The organism is Pseudomonas sp. R4-34-07 (assembly GCF_003852375.1).
In the GTDB taxonomy this organism is placed as follows: Bacteria; Pseudomonadota; Gammaproteobacteria; order Pseudomonadales; family Pseudomonadaceae; genus Aquipseudomonas.
In genome coordinates this window covers 1174895-1199031 of sequence record NZ_CP027760.1, presented here as the reverse complement: position 1 = coordinate 1199031, position 24137 = coordinate 1174895, and the positions used below count along the sequence as shown (strand labels likewise).

The 24137-nt window shown below is 60.8% G+C and carries 15 protein-coding genes; 6 read left to right on the top strand and 9 right to left on the bottom strand.

Annotated elements, in window-relative coordinates; translation table 11 throughout:
* The first annotated feature begins 131 nt into the window (after nt 1-131).
* Nucleotides 132-3302, top strand: a complete 3171-nt coding sequence (locus C4J85_RS05310; RefSeq protein WP_124409145.1) for a transglycosylase domain-containing protein — start codon at nt 132-134, stop codon at nt 3300-3302.
* Between the two features lie 62 nt (nt 3303-3364).
* Complete coding sequence (locus C4J85_RS05305) at nt 3365-8458, top strand: NEL-type E3 ubiquitin ligase domain-containing protein (protein ID WP_124409144.1); 5094 nt, start codon at nt 3365-3367, stop codon at nt 8456-8458.
* Nucleotides 8459-8506: 48 nt separating this feature from the next.
* Here the strand turns inward: C4J85_RS05305 and C4J85_RS05300 are convergent, their stop codons facing one another.
* The 7 genes from C4J85_RS05300 to C4J85_RS05270 form a co-directional block, all read right to left on the bottom strand.
* Complete coding sequence (locus tag C4J85_RS05300; protein ID WP_256657877.1) at nt 8507-9757, bottom strand: hypothetical protein; 1251 nt, start codon at nt 9755-9757, stop codon at nt 8507-8509.
* 41 nt (nt 9758-9798) lie between these two features.
* Nucleotides 9799-10524 carry a molecular chaperone gene (locus C4J85_RS05295; protein ID WP_124409143.1) on the bottom strand — a complete coding sequence of 242 codons (726 nt, stop codon included), beginning with the start codon at nt 10522-10524 and terminating at the stop codon, nt 9799-9801.
* Between the two features lie 25 nt (nt 10525-10549).
* Entirely contained in the window at nt 10550-11059 is a 510-nt protein-coding gene (locus C4J85_RS05290) for a CS1 type fimbrial major subunit (RefSeq protein ID WP_164487850.1), read from the bottom strand.
* Nucleotides 11059-11796 carry a molecular chaperone gene (locus C4J85_RS05285; RefSeq protein ID WP_124409142.1) on the bottom strand — a complete coding sequence of 246 codons (738 nt, stop codon included), beginning with the start codon at nt 11794-11796 and terminating at the stop codon, nt 11059-11061. The genes C4J85_RS05290 and C4J85_RS05285 overlap by 1 nt, the downstream gene beginning before the upstream one ends.
* An 11-nt stretch (nt 11797-11807) precedes the next feature.
* Nucleotides 11808-13067, bottom strand: a complete 1260-nt coding sequence (locus tag C4J85_RS05280; RefSeq protein ID WP_256657876.1) for a hypothetical protein — start codon at nt 13065-13067, stop codon at nt 11808-11810.
* 5 nt (nt 13068-13072) lie between these two features.
* The gene (locus tag C4J85_RS05275; protein WP_124409141.1) at nt 13073-15598 is read right to left on the bottom strand and encodes a CS1-pili formation C-terminal domain-containing protein; all 2526 of its coding nucleotides are present in this window, start codon (nt 15596-15598) and stop codon (nt 13073-13075) included.
* 122 nt (nt 15599-15720) lie between these two features.
* The gene (locus tag C4J85_RS05270) at nt 15721-16212 is read right to left on the bottom strand and encodes a CS1 type fimbrial major subunit (protein ID WP_124409140.1); all 492 of its coding nucleotides are present in this window, start codon (nt 16210-16212) and stop codon (nt 15721-15723) included.
* A gap of 516 nt (nt 16213-16728) precedes the next feature.
* Here C4J85_RS05270 and C4J85_RS05265 point away from each other — a divergent pair.
* The gene (locus tag C4J85_RS05265) at nt 16729-17277 is read left to right on the top strand and encodes a PadR family transcriptional regulator (RefSeq protein ID WP_124409139.1); all 549 of its coding nucleotides are present in this window, start codon (nt 16729-16731) and stop codon (nt 17275-17277) included.
* Nucleotides 17274-18041 carry a siderophore-interacting protein gene (locus C4J85_RS05260; protein ID WP_124409138.1) on the top strand — a complete coding sequence of 256 codons (768 nt, stop codon included), beginning with the start codon at nt 17274-17276 and terminating at the stop codon, nt 18039-18041. The genes C4J85_RS05265 and C4J85_RS05260 overlap by 4 nt, the downstream gene beginning before the upstream one ends.
* A gap of 134 nt (nt 18042-18175) precedes the next feature.
* On the opposite strand, the gene C4J85_RS05255 is transcribed toward C4J85_RS05260, so the two are convergent.
* Together C4J85_RS05255 and C4J85_RS05250 are read right to left on the bottom strand one after the other, a co-directional pair.
* A complete protein-coding gene (locus C4J85_RS05255) occupies nt 18176-18793 on the bottom strand; it encodes a Pr6Pr family membrane protein (RefSeq protein WP_124409137.1) in 618 nt (205 codons plus the stop codon).
* 4 nt (nt 18794-18797) lie between these two features.
* Nucleotides 18798-19031 (bottom strand): VF530 family DNA-binding protein, encoded by a 234-nt coding sequence (locus C4J85_RS05250; RefSeq protein WP_024073644.1) that lies wholly within the window; start codon nt 19029-19031, stop codon nt 18798-18800.
* A gap of 169 nt (nt 19032-19200) precedes the next feature.
* Between C4J85_RS05250 and C4J85_RS05245 the strand changes: the two genes are divergently transcribed.
* Nucleotides 19201-21219 carry a TonB-dependent receptor gene (locus C4J85_RS05245; protein WP_124409136.1) on the top strand — a complete coding sequence of 673 codons (2019 nt, stop codon included), beginning with the start codon at nt 19201-19203 and terminating at the stop codon, nt 21217-21219.
* Nucleotides 21220-21698: 479 nt separating this feature from the next.
* A complete protein-coding gene (locus tag C4J85_RS05240; RefSeq protein ID WP_124409135.1) occupies nt 21699-24116 on the top strand; it encodes a glucose/quinate/shikimate family membrane-bound PQQ-dependent dehydrogenase in 2418 nt (805 codons plus the stop codon).
* Nucleotides 24117-24137 lie beyond the last annotated feature (21 nt).

Sequence of the window (24137 nt, the reverse complement as noted above, 5' to 3'; positions counted from 1 at the left end):
AACGTCGCGGAGGCGCCACTGCAGATCCACCGGAAAATTCCTACACTCAAAACACAATTCCCTCACACCCAGCCATCAGCGACTAAACTTCGGGCAAGTCCGATCTATCTGCGTGAAGGGATCAATCGACTATGGGCGCACTGTGGCAAACCGAATCGAGCAAGGCTGCGAAAGTACATGGCAGTTCGGACCCAGCGCCTTTATCCAAAAATAAACCCAGGCCTCGTTACGCACGGCGCCTGTTCTGGTTGATTGTGTTGATGGCGCTGGCGGCCCTGGGGTTTGCCGTCGCCAAGGAGCTGCGCACCTCACGCCTGCAGGCCCAGGAACTCAGCCGCTTGGCACGTGACCTGACCTATCGGTTGGAGCCCGGCCCCAGCCCGGCAATCGCCTATCCCGGCGCTGGCCCCTTCGACCGGCGTCTCGGTTACAGCGACCTCGGCACGTTCCTGCCACGCTTGCTCAAACGCGGTTATGTGATTGAAACCCAGGCGCGCTTTTCGGCCGAATTGATGGACTACAGCGCCAAGGGCCTGTTCGTGCCCTACGCGGAAAAAATCCAGGCCGGGCTGTCCATCACCGACTGCCGCGCCGTGCCGCTCTACCAATACAACTATCCGCAACAACTGTACGAAAACTTCGCTGCGATCCCGCCGGTGGTGGTCAACAGCCTGCTGTTCATCGAGAACCGCGACCTGCTCGACCCGGCTCAGCCCGAAGCCAACCCGGCGGTGGACTGGCCGCGCTTCGCCAAAGCGGCCTGGTCACAAGTGGCCAGGCTCCTGCATTTGCCCGGGCAGACCGCCGGTGGCAGCACCCTCGCGACCCAGCTGGAAAAGTACCGTCACTCCCCCGACGGCCTGACCCTGTCGGGCGGCGAGAAACTGCGGCAGATGTTTTCCGCCAGCGTACGCGCCTACCATGATGGTCCGCAGACCTTGCAGGCACGCCGCAATATCGTGCGCGACTACCTCAACAGCGTGCCGTTGTCTGCCGTGCCCGGTCACGGTGAAGTGCATGGCCTGGCCGAAGGGTTGCGGGTGTGGTACGGCGCCGACTTCAACCGCACCAACGCCCTGCTCGCCGACAGCAGCACGCAAAACCTCGGGCAAAAAGGCCTGGCCCTGCGTGAAGTGTTGTCATTGATGATCGCCCAGCGCCGGCCCTCGCACTACCTGTCCAAGGGCCACGCCGAACTGGCGAACCTGACCGACAGCCACATTCGCCTGCTCGCGCAGAACGCGGTCATCGACCCGGCCCTGGCACAGGCCGCCCTGGCCAGCCAGGTGAGCTATCGCGATTGGCTGCAACAGCCGACGATTCAACCGATTGAAACCAACAAAGGCATCAGTGTTGCCCGCAGCCGCCTGGCCGCCCTGCTCAATCGCCCGCTGTACGACCTCGACCGCCTGGACCTGTCCGCCACCAGCACCTTGCAGGATGACTTGCAAACCCAAGCCACCACCTACCTCAAGCACCTGGCCGACCCCGCCTTCGCCGGGCAACTCGGCTTGCTCGGCCCACGCCTGTTGACGCCCGCCAGCACCGCGCAAGTGCGCTACAGCTTCACGCTCTATGAGATGACCGCCGATGGCGCACGGGTGCGGGTACAGACCGACAACACCGACCAACCCTTCGATATCAACGAGAGCAGCAAGCTGGAACTGGGCTCCACCGCCAAGCTGCGGGTGCTGACCACTTACCTGCAAATCATCAGCGAACTGCACGAGCGTTACGCCGGCCGGCCCCCTGCCGAGCTGAAAAAGATCAGCGTCGACGAGCAGGATCGCCTGTCGCGCTGGGCCGTGGATTACCTGGCGCAAAACCGCGACCGGAGCCTGCCGAAGATGCTCGACGCGGCGCTCGAGCGGCAATATTCGGCCAGCCCCGGCGAACGCTTTTTCACCGGTGGCGGCCTGCATCACTTCAATAACTTTCGCAACGAAGACAACGGGCGTAACCCCACGCTGCGCGAGGCCCTGCGTGAGTCGATCAACCTGCCGTTCATTCGCCTGATGCGCGACCTGGTGCGCTACAGCACCTATCAGGGCCCCAACAGCAGCGCCGAGTTGCTCAAGGACGACAGCGACCCACGCCGCCAGGAGTACCTGGCGCAATTCGCCGACCGCGAGGGCACCACCTTCCTGCTGCGCTTCTGGAAGCGCTACCGCAACAAAGACACCCAGGCCCGGCTCGACACCTTTCTCGACAGCATGCACCCCACCGCCATGCGCCTGGCCGCAGTGCACCGTTATCTGCTGCCCCAGGCCAACCAGGACAGCTTCAACCGTTTCGTGCGCGCGCACCTGCCCACCAAGGCCCCGGAAAAACTCACCGACGAACGCCTGGCCAAGCTCTACAAGGATTACGGTCCCGGCGCCTACGACCTGCCGGACCAAGGCTATATCGCCAAGGTCCATCCACTGGATTTGTGGCTGCTCGGTTACCTGCTGAACCACCCCGACGCCACTTTCACCCAGGCCGTCGCCGCCAGTGAGCACGAACGCCAGGAAGTCTACGGCTGGCTCTTCAAGAGCCGCCACAAGAGCGCCCGCGACAGTCGCATCCGCACCATGCTGGAGATCGAAGCGTTCCTGGATATTCATCAACGCTGGCAGGCTGTGGGCTACCCGTTCGATCACCTGGTGCCGTCCCTGGCCACCGCTATTGGCAGCTCGGGAGACCGCCCGGCGGCCCTGGCGGAGCTGGTCGGGATCATTCTCAATGACGGCGTGCGCGAGCCGACCGTGCGTATCGACAGCCTGCACTTTGCCGCCGGCACCCCGTATGAAACCCGCTTGGTCAACAACCCGGACCGAGGCAAGCGGGTCATGCCCAGTGAAGTCGCCAACGCCTTGCGCGAGGCGTTGTCCCAGGTGGTGGATGCCGGTACCGCAAAACGTGTGGCCGGCAGCTTCAAACTGGCTGACGGCACACCCCTGGCCATGGGCGGCAAGACCGGCACCGGCGACAACCGCATCGAAGCAATCGGTGCCGGCGGGCGCCTACTCAGCTCCAAGGCGATCAACCGCACCGCCACCTTTGTGTTCTATATCGGCGACCGCCATTTCGGCACGCTGACCGCATTCGTCCCCGGCGCCTCGGCCCAAGGCTTCACCTTCACCTCGGCATTGCCGGTGCAAGTGCTCAAGGGCATGGCGCCGCTGCTCAGCCCTTATCTGCAACCCGGCAGCCGGACGCAGTGCCAGCCGGGGGAGCCCGGCACATTCAGTGCACAAATTCTGCATTCGCACACCGAACAACCCGCACATTTCAGTCCCGACTTAGCTGCAATATATTGAACGTTTGTTCTTGATTTCGACGGATAGGCTAAGCACTCGAGCCACTTAACGAGTTCAACTTGATGCCTATACGTTCACTGCCTTTCAGCACGCCTGCGCGCGCCTATAAAGGCCCTCACTATGACTTGATCAAACAAACAATTCCGGACTGGCTTGCCACGACCTCCCTGGCCCGGGCCCATCAGATGAGCGCCGCCGACCTTTCTCGACTGCCCGCTTACACCCGCGCCCTCCCCGCACAGCATCAAGCCCTGCAGACGGCCAATGCTGAAGGCTGGCGCACGCAAAACGCCGTGGACCGACAACTGCGCGACATACAGGACGTGTATGCCTTTGCCGAACCCCTGCTGAAACAAGCCATTCTGGACAAGTACCACCTTGACCTGGACGTCAAAGCAACGTTTCTGCACCTGTATATCGCCAAGAAACTGCCTTGGTACGCCCACAGTTTTTTCAAGGGCGTGACCGGCCGCAAGGTGTCATTGCTCGACGCGGCCTTGCAGAACTTTGCCGCCGGGGAATCCTTCGAAAGCGACTCCAGCTATATCACCCGTCCCGACTACCGTGGCCACTTCCAGCCCCTGGCGTTGAGCGACACGATGTCCATCCCACAGTTCAAGGCCTTGTGCCGTGAACTGGACCTCGGCGCACGCTATCAACAACACCTGAACGACTACTTGCTGCCAACGGACCTCAGCGCTCGCACCACCTTGAAAAACCAGGTCATCGCCAGCCAGAAAGCCGCGCTCAAGGCGGCGGCACACCTGGCTTACCTGCCCACCGACGGCCAACAGGTCGCGGACCTGAGTGCCGCGACCTACCACGTGTTGATGCGTGCGTTGCGCGGTGAACGGGGCGTGATGCGGTTCTATCAACTGCACATCCTCGATGCTTCACTGAGCGGTATCCTGCTGATCGCCGCTGACCTGGATCGGGTTTCCAGCGCCTCGAAACTGATCGCCTACATCCCCCATGACCCCGAGAGTCCGGTCAAGGAGTACACCTCCAGCCTTGCGTTCATGCTCGACCTGACCCGCAAGCTGCAAACCAATGCGTCGATACCGTCTCGCCAGGGGCAAACCTACCAACAGTTCTTCAGCCAGTTTGTCGACCATAATCAACGCGGGCATTTCTTTGCCGGACTCAGTCAGCGGCTGTCCAACGTTCGGTGGCACCCGGCGCAGCCACTGGACCCGCGCCCTCAATGGCGGGAAGCGCCGCTGGACAATCCCAAACTGCACTTCTCCTCGCCCGCCATCGAGGGCGATCTATGGGAATACCGCTACCAGCAATCCTTCAACAAGATATTCAACGACGCACGCAGCATCGCGGTGCCCACGGCCGACGCCGACAGAGCAGAGCGCTGGGCCTGGTGGGACAACTTCACAAAAATCCTCTCGGATATTTTCAATGTCGCGCTGCTGGTCATCACTCCATTCGTGCCGTTCCTCGGCGAGCTGATGCTGGCATACACCGCCTACCAACTGGCCAGCGATGTGATCGAAGGCGTGGTAGACCTGGCCGAAGGGCAGTTCATAGAAGCCGCCGAACACCTCGTCACGGTCGCAACCGATACGATCCAACTGGGACTCTTCGCCGTCGGTGGAGAAGTCGCGAGCGCGTTCAAACGCTCGCTCTTCGTCGACAATTTGCGCGCGGTTGAAGTCGACGGGCAACAGCGCCTGTGGAACCCGGACCTGGCGCCTTACGCCCACGACAACCTGCAGCTGGCGAGCGATTCTCAGCCCGATGAACTGGGCCTGCATACGTACCAGGACCAGAAAGTCCTGCCGCTGGATAACCGGCACTACGTCATCGAACACGACGCCATCCACCATGCCCATCGCATCAAGCATCCCACCCGTCCCGACGCCTATTCACCCAGCATCGAGCATCACCCCAGTGGCGCGTGGGTGCATGAAGGCGAGGCCCCCAACACCTGGGACAGCGAGACGCTGCGTCGGCGCCTCGGGCCTTCGGTGGAGGACCTCAGCCCCGCCCAACTTGAACAGGCCTGCCAGACCAGCGGCACCCACGACGACGCCTTGCGCATGATGTATGCCCAATGCGACACCCCACCGCCGCTATTGGCCGACAGCCTCAAGCGGATAAAGCTGCGCCAGCAACTCGAAAGTGCTCCGCAGCAGGTTCGCACCGGGGCCAGTGCGGACCTGCCGACCAACTGGACGGTGCAAACCACCACCGAACTCCAGGGTTGGCCGGCAAACAAAGCCATCCAGGTGTTCGTCAACAGCGACTTGACCGGCCACTCCATCGTCTACGGCGCCACTGACGCCAGCGCTGCCAACACTCTGCGCCTCAGCTATCAGGCTGTGGAAGCCGGCCAGTGGTTCGAACAGGTCATCGCGTTCCTGAGCGATACCGAGCGGATGGCCTTGCTTGCAGCGCCCGGCGCGCAAACCCTGCCCAAACCCGTCATGGCGCTGCGTGAGCGCCTGGCCAATGAGTTGGTGCAGCAGAACACCAGCGTGTTCAACCACCTTTACAGCACCCATGAAGCGCTCAATACCCCGCAGGGCCGACTGATTCAACAGCAGTTTGCGCTATTGCCCAAAGACCTGGTGGCCACGTTGCTGCTGCGCACCTCCCCACAAGAGTCGAGCGTGATGAGCCTTGAACGGCGCATCCCCTTGCGCCTGAAAAACCTGGCCCGGGAACTGGCCAATGAAGTCCGCGCCAGCCATGCCAGTGAAGGCCTCTACCACGACGCCTTGCTGACCCCGGACACCGAGCGCATGGCCCTCAATATCGTGCGCCTGCACACCGATGCCCTGGGCGACTTGAACATTGCCATTCACGATCAGACGCCCAGCGGCAGCCTGCGTTGCCAGGTGGGGCCGGCCGACGCGGGCACGAAAAAAATACTCCTGTACAAGGGCCAGGGGCGTTACCAACTGCACGCTGCGTCGCCTTCCACCCCGACGCCGCAGTACAGCTTTTATGAAGCGTTGTTGCGCGTGGTCCCCACGGACACGCTTGACTACCGGCCAGGTCAAGGCGCGAACTTCAAGGAATGGCTCAAAGCGCAACTGGCGCCACCGGCCGAACGCCGCAGCGTGATAGCGGACAGCCCGCTATCCCCAGCTGAGCAGCGCACCACACAACACTTACTGCAAAAACCCATGTGGGGGGCTTTCCGCCGATGGGTCCTGAGGCAACCCCCACAGCCGCCGACCCCTCGGGAAACGCTGATGAAGCTGTGCCCGCGTTTGACTGAGGAGCAGATCCAGAAAGTGCTGCCCCACCTGAGCACTCTGCAAGGCGAGCAACTGCTCGGCACACTTGAAGCTGACCATGCGACGCTGCGCGAAGACATGAACAGGTTCCGCAAAAAACCACTCGTAGATCCCATGGCAAGCACCGATCAAGCCCTGCTTGAAATACACACTCGAAACCAGGTCATCCATGAGTTGACTGCCTGCTGGGAAGACGGTGCCTACCTGCGCATGCAACCGATGGAAGCGAAAACCCGCGGTACCCTGCTGGACTTGAACGGGCTGGCCCTGGGTCTTCACCTGGAACGCCTGGGACCACTGCGAGCAGACTTCAGTCATGTCACCCGCTTGAAGCTCAGCGGCTCAGCGCTGGGCGATCGCGAATTACCCTTTCTCGATAATTTCCACAACCTGCGCAACCTGGACCTGTCGGCCAATCGTCTCGACAAAGTGCCGTCGCAGATATTGCCCATGAACGGCCTGACCGCCCTGAACCTGGGTGACAACCCTATTGCATGGTCGCCCTCCGACCACGCCACGCTTAAACAATGCCCACAGTTGCGCGCGTTGAATCTGGAAGGAAATACCCGCCTGGAAACCCCACCGGATGTCAGCCAAATGCCGGAGCTGCGCCTGCTGGTACTCAATAGAACCGGTATCACTCAATGGCCGCAAGGGCTGGAAAGCCCGAGGCCCGCTCTGCTGGAGCTGGACCTGAGAAACACGGCGATCAACACCGTCCCCGTGTTTGCGCCAGAAACTCCCGCCGCCAGGATTGTGGCCAACAGTTGGCTGGATATGCCCAGGCTTGAATTCGAGGATGAACAACGCTTCGTCAGTTATCGCCGGGCCCAGGGGATCGACCCTTACCGCACCACGCCTCGCGGCGGTAAAACCGACAGCCAATTCTGGATGGTTGGCCTGACACCTGAACAGCGCAACACGGCACAGAAGGTGTGGGACGAGGTGGAAGCGGAACACGGCTCCCAGGGTTTGTTCGAGGTGTTCAGACTGTTGCAGCCGCCTGCTGGTTTTCAAACCGAAATCGATGCGCAGTTGTTTGAACAAGGTCGCGAGGACCTCTCCCAGCGAATCTGGCAGGTGGTGTTTCGTGCCTATGAGAACACCGGGTTTCGCGAGCGGGTATTCAGTTTGGCCGGCGCACCGTCCCTGTGCGCAGATGCCGGGGCCCATACGTTCAACCGCATCGGCGTGGAAACCCTGCTGGAAATCATCCGCAATGACAACAGCCCTCACCTCGAACGTCACCTGGTGACACTGGCCAAGCAGACCTGGCGCCTGGAGCAGATCAACCAAATCGCCCACAAGGAAATCCAGCATCGCATCGCGCCAGAAAGCGAGGGCGGATTGGGCCAGACGTTTGGCAGCGGTGAAAACCAGGTCGATGACGTGCAGGTGTACCTCGCCTACCAAACCGGGCTCAAACGCCGTCTCGACCTGCCGTGGCTGTCCGAACACATGGTCTACCGCAGCACGGCCGGGCTGACTCAAGAACACCTGGATACTGCGGTGCGCCAGGTTATCGAGCTGTCCCAGGGCGACGGCCTGGTCAATGGCATTCTTGAGCAACCGTTCTGGGCCGACTACCTGCATGACGCCCATCTGGAAGCGTTCAAGGCTCAAGCCGAGAAACGCACACACGCCGGCAGCCAACTGGAGGATCTACGGGATGCCCACACGCAATGGATCGGCGCCGAGGTGACGCCTGAGCGCAAGGCACGTTTGCGCGAGCAGATCATCACGCTGGCCAATGAACTGACGATCCCCCATACCGTGGTGCTGGCCGAAGAACCCTTCTCCGATGCCACCGTGCGACGGCTTTACAGCGACATCCAGGATGACTACAACGAATTGGCGCGCCGTTTGACGCGACAGGCACTGCTGGACGCGTACGAATAACCGAACGCGTCACAAGCCACTGCCGGTCACTGTTTCACCCGCAGAGCATCACACCTCGGAATCCCAGATCACCGTGACCATGCCCGAATAGGAACTGCCCGGCTGCTTGAGCATGTCGGCCACGTCATCCCTGGTCACCTCAAAGTGCAGGGTGCCTGGCCGATCATTGACGTAATAGCGCGGATGGAACAGCTCGGTACCAACGCCGTCGAGGCGCAAGGGGCGACGGCTGACAGCCTGATCGTCCTGACCGGCCAAGCCATAGGGCAGGCTGACGGCAACCTGCACGGGTACCTCATCGCCATTGTTATTGCGCAAACCACAGGTATTGCCTGCAATAACGGAGCATTCAAGTTGCATCTTGAAACGCGAACTGGCGGCGATCACAAAGGTTTGATCGCGAAACAACCGCGACGGCGTACGTCCATGATTGAGCCAGTTTTGCCACCCCCCCTGGGGGACCAACTCGATGCGGTTACCCCCCGCAGGGATATCGACCTTGAGGGCATGTTCCACACTCAGGACAAAATTGAGCGTCACCCTGTCGATATTGGGGCTCAGTTCATCCCCCATATCAAAGTCCATGCCCCTGCCAATGGCGTAAGACAACGCGCCACGGTACTCACCGGCCTGCATGGTCAACGGGTTTGGGGTGCGCAGTTCATACGCATAGTCGAGCCCGCTCCAGCGGAAGTAAGGAATCGTCACCGACGGCGTCCTTGCACATGCCCCGGCGCCCTCGGGCGTCAGCCAGAAAAACTGGGCATAGGCGAGAGCCGCCACGAGAAAGTTGGTACTCACGCAGGGAGCCGGGGCGGACTGCCACGCCGACTGCCAGGGTACCCCTGGGCGCGCCCAGGCACTCACCCCCGGCGGATAGGACATATTCCAGCCGCCACCGACACCGGCAATGCGCATCTGCACGATTTCTGTGTCGCCGGACCCGTGGACCACCTCCACATCCCGCCAACTGGAAGGCACTGTGAGCATGAAGCCTTGTCTCGGGTCTTCATGATCCGCTTCAATCCCTTTTCCCGTAACGAACGCAAGCTGTGGAAGCCTGAGGCTGAAAATACCCAGTTGCTTGCAACGGGCCGCCATCCACTGAGCGCAGACGCCCGCCTGGGGCGTTTTATTCTCAAACTGGTTGACCATCGGGTTGGATGGATCGGGAACGAACGTCGCCCGGATCTCCTGATCCGCAGCCTGTGCAGGCCACGAAAATACGCTGGCTGCCAGCATCAGCGCGACGGATAGTTTTTTGCGTATGGGCATCACGTTACCTACTTTGTTATTCACCTGACCGAGGCCGACACGTACAGGTACTGGGCCGAGACGATTCAGCCGTTTACTTCCACAATCCTGTCAGTCCCGCCTTCCACCACATGAAAGCGATACACGCGCCCGGCCTGTTTCTCGAAACTGAACACCCGCCCCGGGAAGATGTGGTTTTTGGTAGTGGGTGCACAATCGTTTCGATTGCTGGCCGAACAGTCCTTGAACTCATCCACCACCACCACCGTGTTGCCGGCGTTGCGCAAGGTGTAGTTGCGGCCACCGTTTTCGATCCGAGTGTCATAACGGCTGTCCTTGGGCCGCACGAAAAATACCGTGCCGTAGCCGGCCATCACCCGCACGCCGCCCGCGATCTTGTCCTCATAAGCCTTGCGCTCCTCTTCCGTGGCCAGGAACTCGTCGTCTTTCTCCGGCGCCACGGGCAGGTAGCGCACCCGGAAGTAACGCTCGCGGTCACGTTCGCCCATAAACACAAAACGCGTGTTCTGCATGCCGGTGGCCGGCACGATCAGGCGCGCCGGGCTGGCGATCAGAGCGTCCGACTGGTTCTTGATCGGGACTTCGTCATACGTGCCGTCAGGCTTGTAGAGCATCTCGGTCACGCTGATCTTGACGAAGGCGGTACTGGTGCCGCCATTGAATATGCGCTTGAGGTAGTTGTTTTTATCGCCGCTCAAGTAGTCGTAAAAATCCCCGACATGAATGGCCGGCCCGGCCTGGACATTGACGGACCACAGGCAGAACACCAATACAGCAGATAGATATTTCATAAGCACCTCGCTAAATCGCCCGACATCACGGCCTCACCGCATCAAACAGCAGATGTACGCTGCCAAAGTATTCACCCGCCGTATAACCGCCCTCAGGCTCTACCGCGGCAATCTCCAACAACACCCGTTTACCGGCACGGGCTTCGGCTTCCGGCACCACCAGGGTTTCGTCCAGGCTCAACACCTGGCCGTTGAAGGTGACGTTCAACGCAATCGAACGAGGACCGTTGGACAGGACGGGCGCCTGGTTCAGGCGCGCCGCAATGCCGCCGCCGCTGTTCTTCACATCGAAGTGTTCACGTAGCGGTTTAAGGGTGCCCGGCACCAGTTGCCAGGCCATTTCCTGCTCACGCTCCAGGAATCCGGGGTTGATCGGCAGCACATAAAAGTCGCGGGTGGGAATGGTCACCGACACGTCGAAGACCTGCACTTCGCGAATGGCCAAGGCCTGGGCACTGAGCAACACCCCGATCACCAACAACATCCCCAGGACGACTTTGCGGAATTTGCCCGCATGGGCTCTCTCAATGACCATCAGCCTTTGACCTCATGTGTGTTTTTCTCGCCGCCCTCGATCAAGGTAAAGCGGTAGGTACGACCGGCCTGCTTGGTAAAGCTGAAATCGCGACCGGGCAGGATGTGGCTCTTGGTAATGGGCTGGCAGTCCTGGGGTTCAGCGGTGGAGCAGTCCTTGAACTCATCGACCACCACCACGCTGTTGCCCGCGTTGCGCAACCCGTACTCGCCCTCACGCTCTTCGGTGCGCGTGTCAAACCGGGTGGTTTTGGGGCGCACGAAAAACACCGTGCCGAATCCCGCCAACACCGTGACGCCTGCCGACAGGCTGTTTTTGTAGGCCTCGCGATCGTCGCTGGAGACGCCAAACTCATCGTCTTTTTCGGGCATTACCGGCACGAAGCGCAGGCGAAAATAGCGTTCGCTTTCGCGCTCGCCCAGGTACAGCAAGCGGGTGCTCTGCATGCCATTGGCCGGTACGATCATGCGCGCCGGGGTGGCCATCAGACCGTCCCGGGCGGTGTTGTCGGCGTTGCTCTTAAGCTCCACTTCCTGCGACGTACCGTCAGCGTTGTAGACAATTTCCATCACCGTGACCTTGATAAACGCCGTGCTGTCGCCGCCATTAAAGACACGCTTGAGGTAGGTGGATTTATCGCCGTCGAGGTAGTCGTAGAACACCCCGACGTTGATATTCGGCGCGGCCTGTGACAGCGGCAGCCAGCAGAGCGCGCACAGCGCGAATAGATGTTTCATGGACATGTACCTCAAAGCTCCGAATCCCAAACGACCGTCACCTGCCCCGAATAGGTGGTGCCTCCTTGCGCCACCATCGTGTCGGCATGTTCTTTCTTGACCTCGAAGTGCAGCGTTCCGGGTCGACGGTTAACGTAAAAGCCTGGCTGGAACAGCTCGGTGCCGGCACCGCTCAACAGCAACGGCTGGCGAATGACGCCGGCGCCATCGCCACGGCTCAGGCCGTGGGGCAGGCTCACGCTGATATCAACGGGCACCTCGTGGTCATCGCCATTTTTCAGCGCGCAGGTGTCGCCGATCACGCGTTCACACGCCAGCTGCATCTTGAAACGCGAAGACGCGGAGATGTTGAAGGCCTGGTCGCGGAACAATCGTGAAGGTTTTCGGCCCTGGTTCAGCCAGGCTTGCCAGCCGCCTTGCGGGACCAGTTCGATGCGGTTGCCGCCCGGTGGGATCTCGACCTGGAGGGAGTGCTGCACATCCAGGCTGAAGTTGAAGGTGATCGAGTTTTGCTGGGGTATCACCACGTCACCGAAGTCAAAATCACCGCCGGGCCCCATGGTGTAGGTGAGGCTGCCGACGTATTCACCCGAAGACATGCCCAACGGATTGGGCGTCTTGAGTTCGTAGGCATACTCCATCTGCGCAAAGTTGATGTAGGCCAGGTCAATGGAGGGTTTTCGGCTGCAGACACCTGCCCCTTCAGGCACCAGCCAGAAGTACGCAGCCGCATTCAAACTGGCCACCAGAAAACCGGTGCTTTGACATGGACTTGGGGCAGAACTCCATGCTGTCTGCCAACGCCCCCCGAGCGGTTGCGCCCAGGCCGCCAGGCCCGGTGGGCGAGGAATATCCCAGGGTGTGCCGATACCGGCGATGCGCATCTGCACCGTCTCGGTTTCCCCGGTCGCCCTATGGGTCACTTGCAGGTCGCGCCAACTGGAGGGCAGCTTCAACATAAAACCCTGGCGTTCATCTGCATGGTCGGCCAGTACCGGCTGCGTGGTCCGCGCCCGAAAATCAGGCGCCCGGAGGCTGAAAATATTCATCTGTTTGCAGCGCGCCGGCATATGGTTTGCGCAGACGGTGCTGATGGGCGTGGTGTTTTCGAATTTGTTCTGCATCGGGTTACTGGGGTCTGGCGTGAACACCGCAGTGATGTTCTGGGTCAGGCCCAGCGCCGATGAGCTGAACAGCAGCGCCGCGCCCACGGCGCCAATATGGCGGAACACTGTTCTGATGGGCTTCATGGTGGTGCGTAATCTCATCATGATACTCAACCAGCGGTCGGAGCATTAAAGGTGGAATCGGCCAGGGTGTCCGGTGTGCAACGCAGATCACCGATCATCAGCACATTGTTTTCACTGGGGGCCGTGGTCGGGTCGAGGCGGAACTGGCACAGCAGTCGATTGTTGTGGCGCACTTCCAGGGTCGGCGAGCTGGCGTTCATCTCCAGGGAGAAGAAACCATCCACTTCACTCACCCCACGGGTGGCGTGGTTGATGACGTGATGGCCCTTGAGCGGTTTGCCCTGCGGGTCGACCAGGCGCCCGAGGACGGTCACGGTTTGCATCACGTTGACCTTGAGGTATTCCACCCCGCCCTTGTTCAGGTGGTAACTGACACGGTGCGGCTGGATCGAGGCCGAAGGCGCGTGGTTGCCCTCGAAGTCAAACGTCACCGCGCCACCCTTGTAGGCCGTGATCGGGATAAAATTGCGCCCAATCCGCAACGCGGTGCTGCCGCCACTGAAGTCATCGGCGCGCAGGGCGATGTCGTCGATATCGGTCTCGACGTCGACAATCATTCCCGCGCCGGTACCGGAATACTGGCTGGTGAGGACCATCTTCTGGCGGCCGAGGGCGAGGGTGCTCTCCAGGTTCAAGCCACCGCTCAGCTCATTGTTGAACGACGATTGCTGCACAAACGCATCGCCCTGCAGGGCGTCGGTTTCAAAGCTGGCCATGCCCGACATGCCGATGCCGTAGGTGTCGGTAATTGCCGTGGCCGAGACGCTTTGCAGCAGGTGATCTTGCAGGTCTTTGCGATAGGTCACAGAGGCGTTGTTATCGCGTGAGCCGTCCCGGGCGGTGCGCGTCCCGAGGCTGGCGGACCACTGTTCACCCGGGCCGCCAAGGGCCAGGCTGACACTCAGATCGACGCCGCGATTACGCTTGTCGCCAGTGCTGGCACTGCCCGGCCGGTCATACAAGGACAAGCGCCAGTTGGCGTCGCTGCCAAACAGATGGGTGCGCTCGCTCCAGCCCAGGTCCAGGCCGACACCTTCTACGTTACCTTCGGTGTGGGACAGTCTGGCACTCACCGAACGCAAGTTACTGAGCCGGTGATTCAGGGAAATCGAGGAGTTACTGGTCTGGCCGACAAACACATTCACCTGGCGAATGCGCGTGCCATCGGGCAGGTATTCGTAGGTGTTGCGGGTGTCCAGCCAACTGCGGGTATGGTTAAACACCACCGTACCGGCGCCATAGTTATAGAGCCCGTTGAGGTCGACACCGGTGCCGTAGTTGTCGGTCTGGTAGACGTTGGCGTACACGCTGGCGGAGCTGGCCAACGTCCAGTCGATGGAGGTGCCGTATTGCATGCGGTCTTTAACCTGGCGCCCCGAAACGCCCAACACCACGCGCGGGTGGGCCAGGTAGTTGAGGGAGACGCCAGCGGTCGTGTCGCCACTGGACTGTTCATCCCAGTTGCTGAGCAACTTGCTTTCCTGGCCGGCAAATACGTTATAGCGCCAGCGGTCATCGTTGTTGCGCCAGTTGTTGGGCTTGTAGACCAACTCCTGGGTGGTGTTAGTGACCTGGCCGTCTTCTATCAGGCGCACTTCGACCTCATAGATCCCGCCGGGCAACGGACGTGTGTCCAGGTTCTGCAGGCCACTGGTGACGGGCTGGGTGTTGATCAACAGGCCATTGCGATAAATCTCCACCGAACCCTGGCGGTTGGCGGTAATGGCAATCGGATAGATGCTGGCCTTGGGGTTGTTGATCATCAAGGTGTCGGAGCTGCCGTACATCACGCCGATGGCGGTGTCGGGGCTGGCGCCGAAGGTGCGCAGTTGCCGGGTGAGACCCTCGGCATTGGGCGTGAAATAGCCCAGGCGCAGGAACTGGCCTTCCAGTTCGCGCTGGGTGTAGAGCGAGTACACCGCATGGTTGAGGGCGTCGTTATCGGGGCCGCCGAGGCGCGAAAACTGCGCGTTCAACACCTGGCTCCAATTGCCCAGGCTGCTGCTGGCGTCAATCCCAAAACGCCCGCCCGTGTCCTGGCCCTGGCCGCCGTTAAGGTTCAGTTGGTTACGCACAATCAGGCCTGCGCTGCCCTCGTGGGGAAGCTCGTGATAACGCCGGCTTTCGGTGTCGCGCTCGGCGTTCTCGGTCAGCAGTGAGACCAGGGATTTTTCCAGGTTGTAGTGCACGGCCAGCAACTGGTCGGGGCAATTACTCTCGCAGGCGCCCAGTGGCACTTGCTGCTTGAGGTACTCGGCCCAGCGCTCACGTTCATCGTCCTTGACCGGGCTTCCTTCATGGTCGTTAAACGAAAGCAGGGTCAGGGTGTCTTCACGAGACAAGACAATCATTGCCTCCCCTACGAACTCTTGGTCACGCTCAACTCGAACGGCCAGGGGCACATCGAAAAAGTGCTCTTCAAAGTCCGCCGGCAAACCCTTGGCCTGAGCCAGCAAACTGCGCGGTGTTGTGCCATCGGCCACTGGAGCAGCTAACGCACCCGCACAAAACAACAGGGCAAGCGCTGCCGCGATGGGAGTCATCGGGAACATGAACGGAATACTCTGAATACGGATTTTCAACACAATAAAGACCGATCAACCGACAGGGACACTGCCTGTTGATCGGTAATCGCTACCCAATAAAACGACGCTTACGGGTCAACTTATTGCGCTCACAGGGTGACGCGAGGCTCGTGGTCGAAGACCACGGTGAAGTTGGTGGTGAAGAGACCCGCATCCGTGTCGGCAGGTTTGGCTGGAACAATAACCAGGTCAGCCTGGGTACCTGGAGTGGAACTGGCATCATCGACAACTTCCAGCGGCGAGCCGGTCAGGGTGACGCCGTTGAAGGAAGTGGCCAGGGCAATGGACGCAGTGCCGTTGCTCAGGGAAGCTGGACCGCCTTCGATGTAAGCCTTGATCGAACCGTCGGTATTTTTTACCGCGTAGGTTTCGCGCAGGCTGCTCAGGCTACCGGTCACGGTGTTGTAGGTCATGGTCTCATCGCGACCGAAGTCCGGGTTGAGCGGTTGTGCATGGAACTGTTTGGTAGGAATGGTTGCCTTGATGTTGATGACGCTGGTGGCTTCACCGGCGGCAAAGACGCTGGAAGAACCGAAGGCCAACATAACCAGTGGCAGCACGAAAGCAGTTTTCTTGAGCATTATTAGGTACCTGTATATCGCATTAATTGAGTTGAAAGCCCGATCAGCTTGCAACTTTCTCACGCATTTAAAGAGCACAGCTTTGCAAGATCCGACTGTGTCTTAGGACGCAGGCATATCTTCCACCGAATTAAAAACAAAGTAAGCCAGAGCCTTCTCTATAGCATGTAGCCATAGGCCATATAACCAGTGAGACAAAAACAAAAAAGCCAAATAATGCCATCAGCACCTGTAATACATATCCTACAAAGGCACTATAAACTCATGACTTACGCGCGCTAAAAACCCGGACTGTCAGAAACGTATTACATGGCGATATAACGAGGCTTAATTAAACATCTAATTAGAGTATTAACTCAATCTTTTAATCCTGTCTTAGTTTTTTAATAACTCGGTATGTTCGTCATTACCAGTCGTCATCGCCTTTGGCTGCCGCCGAACCGCTCATCGGAGAAGGCCTTTACGCAGGATAAGATATATCTTAAGTTGTATCTTGATTTTTCAGAGAGCACGACGATGAAAGACCCTCATTCCCACCGCGCAACCGGTAGCGGCCGCGACATCTTTGACAAACGCTCCAGCCGCGAACGGGCCGAGCGTGGTCCGCGCGTCTTTGCGCCGGGTGATCTGAAATTGCTGCTACCGGCGCTGATCGCCGAAATGCCCTGCCACGGCTACGACCTGATCCGCCGGATCGAAACCCTGTTCGACGGCGCCTACAGCCCCAGCCCCGGGGTGATCTACCCCACGCTGACCTTTCTCGAAGAAAGCGAATTGATCACGGGCGACGCCGAGGGCGGAAAAAAACGCTACACCATCACCGATGCCGGTCGTCTCTTATTGAGCGAACAGGCGGTTGCCCTCGAAGGCATTCGCATGCGCATGGACGTAAGCAAACGCTCGCTGCGCGGCCAGGACCGGCCACCGGAAATCCACGAGGCGGTGCACAACCTGCGCCATGCCTTGCATTCGCACCACGGGCGCTGGAGCCCGGACGAAATCACGCGGGTCGCGGCGCTGCTCAACCGCGCCGCGCAAGCCATTGCCGACGGGAAAGACCAATGAACACACAAGCCATTCACCGCGTGACCCACGACATCAAACGCCGCCGCCTGCAGGTACTGCGGGTGGTGGACATCACCCCGCGCATGCGCCGCATTACGTTGGGCGGCCCGGAACTGGCGGGCTTTGTCAGCCTGGGCAGCGATGATCACATCAAGCTGCTGTTCCCAAAGAACGCCGCCGAACAAGCGGCCCTGGAAAGCCCGACGTTCACCATCAAGGGCGACGGCCCGCAACCGGCGATGCGCGATTACACGCCACGGCGTTACGACCTGAGCATTGGCGAACTGGTTATCGACTTCGTGCTGCACGGCGATGGCCCTGCGTCTACCTGGGCCGAGCAGGCGCAAGTCGGCCAGCACCTGTATATCGGCGGGCCACGGAGTTCGATGATCGTGCCGGATATCTTCGACAGCTACCTGCTGATCGGCGATGAAACCGCCCTGCCCGCCATCGGCCGGCGCCTGGAAGAACTGCCCGCCGGGCGCAAGGTGCTGGCGGTGATCGAAATTGCCGATGCCGCAGAGCAGCAAGTGCTGCAGAGCGCGGCGGATGTCGAAATTATCTGGGTGGTGCGCGGCGAGGCAGACCTGCTCGAGGTCGTGCGCAACCTGACGTTGTCCGGCGGAAAGTTGTACAGCTTTGTCGCGACCGAAACCAAGCTGTCGCGCCAGGTGCGGCGGGTGTTGCTGGATACCCACAAGGTCAATGAGGAGTACCTCAAGGCCGTGGGCTACTGGCGGGCAGAAGGCAGTGAAGAAGATTAAACCTGAATTCGGTCAAAACTGTGGGAGGGGGCTTGCTCCCGATAGCGGTGGATCAGTAAATAAATTTGTTCTGACACACCGCCATCGGGAGCAAGCCCCCTCCCACACTGACTGTGCCCACTTTAGATCGTGGGTCACCTTTTCAGGCGGTTATCCAGCCCCACTACCGCCAACGCAATGACGATAAACCCCAGCAAAATCCCCCCGGCATTCAAGAACACCTGCGGGTAACCCAGGCTGTCCACATCCATGAACGGGTACTGATACTGCCCCAGCAAATGCCCGCGCAACAGCACATAGGCGAAGTACACCAGGGGGTAAACCACCCACCCGGCAATGTGCTTGAGCCGCAAGGTGCCCTTGGGCACGCACCGCCACCAATAGATCAGAAACAGCACCGGCATCACGTCGTGCAGCAATTCATCGGCAATGAATTGAAAGCCCTCGGGGCTCCATAAGTGCCGCAGCAACAGGTTGTAGGCCAGGCTTACCACGACAATGCTCGCGGCAATACCACTGCTGATAACCGGCGCGAGGAAAAACCGCTTGCCGGCAGATTCGCGCTTGACCAGCCAATAGCTCAGCACCACGACGACCAAGGTATTGGTCAGCACCGTGAAAAAACTGAAGAAACTGATCAAGCCGCCCAGCAGGCTGGCGCCGCTGGACCAGCGCGAATACAGGATCAGGTATTGCTGAATCGCCAGCCCCACCCAACCGGCCAACGCGGCCGCCGCCACAAAACGCTTCACGGGCTCAGTCCAGCGGGCGTTTGGTGCGCATCAGCTTGACGTACAAGCCTTCGACTTTTTCCCGCGCCCATGGGGTCTTGCGCAGGAAGGTCAGGCTCGACTTGATGCTGGGATCGCTCTTGAAGCAGCGGATATCAATGCGTTCGGCCAGGCCTGCCCATTCGTAGTGTTCCACCAGGGTGGTGAGGACGTGTTGCAGGGTCACGCCGTGAAGTGGGTCGTTGCTTGTCGCGGTCATGCCGGGCCTTTTGCGAGAGAGAAAACACAGCCGCGCACCTTAGCGGACGGGGCGTACCGGTGGAAGCACTGCATTGAATATAGCCCGTTGGTAAAAGTTCCCCTTTTCAGCGAAAAAAGAGATGTTATATTGTAACGATACTTATCAAGATCTTGCCAAGGAATGTCCGATGTCGCTCTCCTGTCTCTGGCGCCTGTCGCCCCTCGCCGCCGCCCTGCTGATCTGCTCCGAAGCCCACGCCCTGGAACTGCCATCGCAAGTCATCACTGGCAATCCCCTGGGCAGCGCGCAACTCGCCTCGCCCACCACCGTGCTGGAGGGCGACGAGCTGACCCTGCAACAAAAAGGCAGCCTGGGCGAAACCCTGAACAAGCAGCCGGGCGTGTCGTCTTCGTACTTTGGCCCCGGTGCCAGCCGGCCGATCATTCGTGGCCAGGACGGTGACCGTATTCGCCTGCTGCGCAACGGCGTGGGCGCGCTGGATGCGTCGTCACTGTCCTATGACCACGCCGTGCCGCTGGACCCGATCAACGTCGAGCGCATTGAAATCGTGCGCGGCCCGGCGGCTTTGTTGTACGGCGGCAGCGCCATCGGCGGGGTGGTCAACACCTTCGACAACCGCATCCCCACCACAGCCATCGAGGGCATCCACGGTGCCGGTGAACTGCGCTACGGCGGTGCCGACACCACGCGCAGCAGCGCGGGCAAGCTGGAAGCCGGCGACGGCACCTTCGCCTTGCACCTGGATGCCAACGCGCGGGAGTTCAACGACCTGAAAATTCCCGGTGATGCGCGCAGCCGTCATGCGCCCGAAACCGACGCTGGTCCCGGCAAAAACGGTCGCCTGGGCAACAGCGACGGGCGCCAGGATGGCGGCGCGGTGGGCGGTTCATACACCTGGGACGATGGCTACGCGGGCCTGTCCTACAGCAACTACGACAGCAACTACGGCTCGCCCGCCGAGCAGGATGTGCGCATCCGCATGCAACAGGAGCACTACGCGTTCGCCTCCGAAATCCGCAACCTGCAAGGCCCGTTTACCTCGGTGAAAATCGACGCAGGCTACACCGACTACCAGCACCGCGAAATCGAAGGGGGCGAGACCGGCACCACCTTTAAGAACAAAGGCTATGAAGCCCGCTTGGAAGCCCGCCACCAGCCCATCGGGCCATTCGACGGCGTGGTCGGCGCGCAAGTGACCCGCAACGAGTTTTCGGCCCTGGGCGAAGAAGCCTTCGTGCCCCAGACCGATACCAACGCCGGCGCACTGTTCATTCTTGAGCAGATGCATGCCACCGAGCGCCTCACCCTCAGCCTCGGCGGGCGCCTGGAACATACCAGCGTCGACCCGGATGCCAAGGGCAACGCGCGCTTCGCCAATGCCGACAAGGCCAATACCTTCACCGCAGGCAGCCTGTCGTCTGGCGCGGTCTACAGCCTGACGCCGATCTGGTCGTTGGCCGCCACCCTGGGCTACACCGAGCGCGCCCCGACGTTCTACGAGCTGTACGCCAATGGCGCGCACGTCGCCACCGGCACTTATGAATTGGGCGACGCCAACCTGTCGAAGGAAAAAGCCGTGTCCAGCGACCTGGCCCTGCGCTTTGACAATGGCACCCACAAGGGCAGCTTCGGCGTGTTCTACAGCCGCTTCTCCAACTACATCGGCTTGCTCGGCACTGGCCGTACATTGAACGACGAAGGTGAAGAGGACGCAGGCGGTATTCCCGAGTACACCTACTCCGGGGTACGCGCACGTTTCGCCGGCTTCGAAGCCCAGGATCACTGGAAACTCGGCGAGGGCGCCTACGGCAAGTTCGCCATGGAGCTGTCGGGCGACTACACGCGTGCAACCAACCTGGACACCGGCGAAGCCCTGCCGCGCATTGCGCCGCTGCGCTTGAACAGCGGTTTGCTGTGGGAGCTGGATCGCTGGCAGGCGCGTATCGACGTAGAACATGCCGCCGGCCAAGGCCGCGTGCCGGATAACGAAAGCGGCACCGATGGCTATACAACCCTAGGCGCGAGCGCCGGTTATCACTTCAATGTCGGCGGCAGCCAGTGGCTGGCGTTCGTCAATGGCGAAAACCTGACCAACCAGACCGTGCGCTACGCCAGCTCGATCCTGCGCGATATTGCGCCGGCGCCGGGGCGCAGCGTGCAAGTCGGCATCCGCACCACCTTCTAACCCACGCCCGAACGATCGTTCCCACGCTCCGCGTGGGAACGCAGCCCGTGACGCTCTGCGTCACGTGTGCCCGGTAGTTGGCGCGACGCGGAGCGTCGCAGGAGGCATTCCCACGCAGAGCGTAGGAACGATCAGCCCCCTCCCACAGTTTTCTGCAGCGACGATCTGTCACTGTTACCAAATCTGAAATGATGCATCTTGCGATTCACCCTTTCTCTAAACGCCCCGCCGCATTATCCTTCGCAACAACCTGAAACGCTTCACCCCCGGTCTGACCCCATTTGCCGAATCTTCCCTTCACGCAAAGACAGCGCTGTCTTAAATCGACCTGCGCCTGGGGGTTTATTGCCCGCCTGTGGATAACCCAGTTATCCACAGAAAAAACCAAAAATAACGCTGAACCAAGCCCGCGCCGAATCGTCATCTACAGTGAGTGAAGCACGGGCTTACATAATTCCAACGTAACGGAGAAACACACTATGAGCACTGATGGTGCCTCGAGCTCAAGCCGCCTGCTGCCCAGGTTGCTAGGCGTCTTGCTGCTGATCATGGGGCTGGCCTTGCTGGCCGGTGGGGTCAAGCTGAGCATGCTCGGCGGCTCGCTGTATTACCTGCTGGCCGGTATCGGCATTGCCCTGACCGGCGTCTTGCTGCTGGCCACCCGCCGCGCTGCGCTGGGCCTGTACGCACTGGTGCTGTTCGCCAGCACGGTGTGGGCGCTATGGGAAGTCGGCTTGGACTGGTGGCAGTTGGTGCCGCGCCTGGCCCTGCTGTTCGCCTTGGGCATCGTCATGTTGTTGCCATGGTTTCGCCGTCCGTTGCTGCGTGGTCAAGCCGCGCCGCTGGGCACCGGCGCGCTGAGCGTGGCCGTGGTGCTGGCGGGCGCTGCCGCCCTGGCCAGCCAATTCACCAACCCCGGCGAAATGGTCAAGACCGGCCAACTGGACCGCGATGCTGTGCCTGGCATGGCCAGCGCTGCGCCTGCCCAGGCCGATGGCGACTGGAACTCCTACGGCCGTTCGGCCTTCGGCGACCGTTACTCGCCGCTGGCCCAGATCACCCCGGAAAACGCACACAAGCTGGTGCCGGCGTGGACCTTCCGTACCGGTGACATTCCGGGCGCAGGCGATCCCGGTGAAACCACTGCGGAAAACACCCCGCTGAAAGTCAACGGCATGCTGTACGTGTGTACCCCGCACAGCCAAGTGATTGCCCTGGACCCGGACACCGGCAAGGAAATCTGGCGTTTCGACCCGAAGATCACCACCCAGGGTGCCGAGAACTTCAAGGGTTGGGCGCACATGACCTGCCGTGGCGTGTCGTATCACGATGACGCCGCCTACGCCTCCGAGCAGAGCCCGACTGGCAGCGCCAGCCCGGCCGCCGCGCCGACCGCCTGCCCGAAACGCATCTTCGTGCCGACTGCCGACACCCGTCTGATCGCCCTGAACGCCGACACCGGCAAGATGTGCGAAGACTTCGGTGACAAAGGCCAAGTCGACCTGCGTGCCAATATCGGCACCTTCGCCCCAGGCGGTTACTACTCCACTTCGCCACCGGCCGTGACCAAAAACCTGGTGGTGATCGGCGGTCACGTGACCGACAACGTCTCCACCGACGAGCCAAGCGGCGTGATCCGTGCGTTCGACGTGCACACCGGCAAGCTGGTGTGGAACTGGGACAGCGGCAACCCGGACGACACCACCCCGTTGGCCGAGGGCAAGACCTACACCCGCAACTCGCCGAACATGTGGTCCATGTTCGCCGTGGATGAAAAACTCGGCATGCTCTACCTGCCGATGGGCAACCAGATGCCCGACCAGTACGGCGGTGACCGTACCGATGACTCCGAAAAATACGCTGCCGGCCTGACCGCCCTGGACATCGACAGCGGCCACGTGAAGTGGACCTTCCAGTTCACCCACCACGACCTGTGGGACATGGACGTGGGCGGCCAGCCTTCGCTGATCGACATCAAGACCGCTGACGGCGTCAAGCAAGCGGTGATGGCGTCGACCAAGCAAGGCAGCATCTACGTGCTGGACCGTGCCACCGGCCAACCGGTAGTGCCGATCAATGAAATCCCGGTACCACAGGGCGCCGTTGCCGGCGATCGCACCTCCCCTACCCAGCCCAAGTCCGACCTGAACTTCATGCCACCGCCGTTGAAAGAACGCGATATGTGGGGCGTGACACCGTTCGACCAGATGCTGTGCCGGATCGACTTCAAGTCGATGCGCTACGATGGCCCGTTCACGCCGCCGTCGCTGCAAGGCTCGATCGTCTACCCAGGTAACTTCGGCGTGTTCGACTGGGGCGGCATCTCGGTTGACCCGGTCCGCCAGATCGCTTTCGTGAACCCGAGCTACATGGCGTTCAAATCGAAACTGATCCCGGCCGCCGACATCGCCAAGCAAGGCCCACGTGTCAGCGAAACCCAAGGCGTACAGCCGAACAAAGGCGCGCCGTATGGCGTGATCCTCGAAGCGCTGCTCTCGCCGCTGGGCCTGCCGTGCCAGGCGCCAGCCTGGGGTTACGTGGCGGCGGTCGACCTGACCACCCACCAAACCATCTGGATGCACAAGAACGGCACCGTGCGTGACAGCTCGCCGGTTCCGATCCCGCTGACCATGGGCGTGCCAAGCCTGGGCGGTACCTTCACCACTGCAGGTGGCGTGGCGTTCCTGAGCGGCACCCTCGACCAGTACCTGCGTGCCTACGACGTGAAAAACGGCAAGCAACTGTGGGAAGGCCGCCTGCCTGCAGGCGCGCAAACCACCCCGATGACCTACACCGGCAAGGACGGCAAGCAATACGTGCTGGTCATGGCCGGCGGTCACGGTTCCCTGGGCACCAAGCAGGGTGACTACGTGATGGCGTTCAAACTGCCGGATTAAGTAAACCCGGCGGTAAAACAA